This is a genomic window from Mitsuaria sp. TWR114 (assembly GCF_007997345.1).
In genome coordinates this window covers 1-2,515 of record NZ_VOSR01000870.1, presented here as the reverse complement: position 1 = coordinate 2,515, position 2,515 = coordinate 1, and the positions used below count along the sequence as shown (strand labels likewise).

Annotated in this window: 2 protein-coding genes; one reads left to right on the top strand and one right to left on the bottom strand. The window is 70.3% G+C overall.

The window, feature by feature from the left end:
* Window positions 1-878 (bottom strand): FadR/GntR family transcriptional regulator (locus tag FUT87_RS25235; protein WP_147242776.1); only part of this gene is annotated, 878 nt, incomplete at its 3' end.
* Window positions 879-1,094: 216 nt separating this feature from the next.
* On the opposite strand from FUT87_RS25235, the gene FUT87_RS25230 reads away from it, so the two are divergent.
* Window positions 1,095-2,515, top strand: a 1,421-nt coding sequence (locus FUT87_RS25230) for a tryptophan halogenase family protein (RefSeq protein WP_147242775.1), incomplete at its 3' end; no start/stop codon positions are given.

Genomic DNA, 2,515 nt, shown 5'->3' with positions numbered 1-2,515 from the left:
CTGCGTGCTGTCCGGGTTGAATGCGTCCACCGTGATGGAGCCGCCCGTACCACCGGTGCCGCCAGGGTTCCCGCTGGCGTGATCGACTGTCGTGCGTGCCGTGTCGTTGTGCGTCCCACCACCATCGCCACCGATGCTGCGAATGGACACTGCCGCTGCGTTGAGCGCCGTGCCCGTGTAGGTCGCATCGTTGTGGATGCTGCCCGACAGCGTGGCTTGCACCGTGCCACCATCGCCGCCGAGGCCGCCTGCGGATCGCGCGACTCGAGCGCGCGCAGGATGGCCTCGTGCTCGTCCAGCGCGTCCCGCCACGGCGGGGTCACCGACTCGATGCGGCCACTCATGCGGGTGGAGATCGCGCCGTGGCGCCCGTCGAACAGGGTTCCCACCACGCCGGCCAGCACCAGGTTGCCGCTCATCTCGGCGATGCTCAGGTGAAAGCGGCGATCCGCCTCGACCGGCTTGCGGCCAGCGGCGACATCCGCGCGCATCGCCTCGAGCGCGTCGCGGACGCGATCCAGCGAGGCCTTGTCGACCCGCGCCGCCGCCAGCGTGGCCACCGCGCTTTCCACCACCACCCGCGCGTGCATCAGCTCCGCGGGGCTTTCCCCGAGCGTCGGCGTCGCGCCGAGCTCCTCCGGCGCGGCGCAGACATAGACGCCGGAGCCGCCCCGGATCTCGATCCGGCCCTCGATCTCGAGCGCGATCAGCGCCTCGCGCAACGAAGGTCGCGACACGCCGAGCTGCTGGGCGAGCTCGCGTTCCCCCGGCAGCCTCGCGCCGGCGAGGTAGGCCCCATCGCGGATCAGCACGCGGACCCGGTCGGCCACGACCTGGTATTGCCGGCGGACCTCGCCGCCGTACGGATGTTGTGCCATGGCTCCCTGCGCGCGAAAACGCGACTCCTGTCGTTGTGGGCCTTTTATAGGGGGAGCCCTCGCCCCCGAGGAACAGGGTATCTACCGGTCTGACCAACAAAACATCATGGCAAAGTGGTAATACCAAAAAATTGGGCGAGGCCATCGTGGCGTTGGCATCGCCCGCGCGAGGCTGCGCGCGTGCGTCGGCGCCGGCTTGCGAAAGAGGAGAAGCAGATGGTCCAACGCATCGTGATCGTGGGCGGCGGCGCCGCCGGCTGGATGACCGCCGCCGCGCTGGCGTCGAGTCGGCAGGGGCGCTGGTCGGTGACGCTGGTCGAGTCCGAGGAGATCGGCATCATCGGCGTCGGCGAGGCGACCTTCCCCTCGATCCGCGCCTTCAACGAGCGCATCGGCATCGACGAGGCGGAGTTCCTGCACGCCACCCACGGCAGCTACAAGCTGGGCATCGAGTTCCGCGACTGGCACAGCATCGGCGATCGCTATTTCCACACCTTCGGCAACTTCGGCAGCCTGCTCGGCCCCTACATGCTGTGGGGCCAGTACCGGCGCGCGGCCGATGCCTCGCTGGGCGAGCTCGGCGAGCAATGCCTGCCCACGGCGATGGCGATGCAGGGCCGCTTCGTGGTGCCCGACGAGGACGGCGGCGCGCCCTACAAGTACGCCTACCACTTCGACGCGATGCTGTATGCGGCCTTCCTGCGCGAGTGGTCGATGCGCCGGGGCGCACGGCGCATCGAGGGCCGCATCGTCGAGGTGCTCCGGCGCGAGGACGGCGACGTCGAGCGGCTGCGCCTGGCCGACGGCCGCGAGGTCGAGGGCGACCTGTTCATCGACTGCTCGGGCTTCGCCTCGCTGCTGCTGGGGCGCGCGCTGAAGGAGCCTTTCGTCGACTTCAGCCACTGGCTGCCGGTCGACGGCGCCTGGGCCTGCCCCTGCGAGCGCGTCGGCGAGGCGCTGACGCCCTACACCCGCGCCACCGCGCTGGAGGGCGGCTGGGCCTGGCGCATCCCGCTGCAGAGCCGCACCGGCCATGGCCACGTCTTCAGCAGCCGATACATCGACCCGGACGCCGCGCGCGCGCAGCTGATGGCGCAGCTCGACGGCAAGCCGCTGGCGGAGCCGCGGCTGCTGCGCTTCAGCACCGGTCACCGCGAGCGCTTCTGGGTCCGCAATGTCGTGGCGCTCGGGCTCTCCTCGGGTTTCCTGGAGCCGCTGGAGTCCACCAGCATCTTCCTCATCCAGACCAACCTGGCCCACCTGATGACGCTGCTCGAAGCGAAGGCGCCGATCGACGAGGCGGCGATCGACGCGTTCAACGCGCGCGGCACGCGCGAGTTCCGCCGCATCCGCGACTTCATCCTCCTGCACTACTGCCTCACCGCGCGCCGCGACAGCGCGCTGTGGCGCGACATGGCGACGATGGACCTGCCCGAGACCCTGGCCTACAAGATCGAACTCTGGCGCCATCACGGCGTGCTGCATCAGCAGCAGGACGAGGGCTTCGACGAGACCAGCTGGCTCGCGATCCACGCCGGCATGCGGCATTGGCCGCAGCGGACCGACCCGGTCCTGGAGGAACTGCCGCTGGACCACGCCCGCGACATCCTGCGGCAGCGCCGCGAGGCCATCGCCCG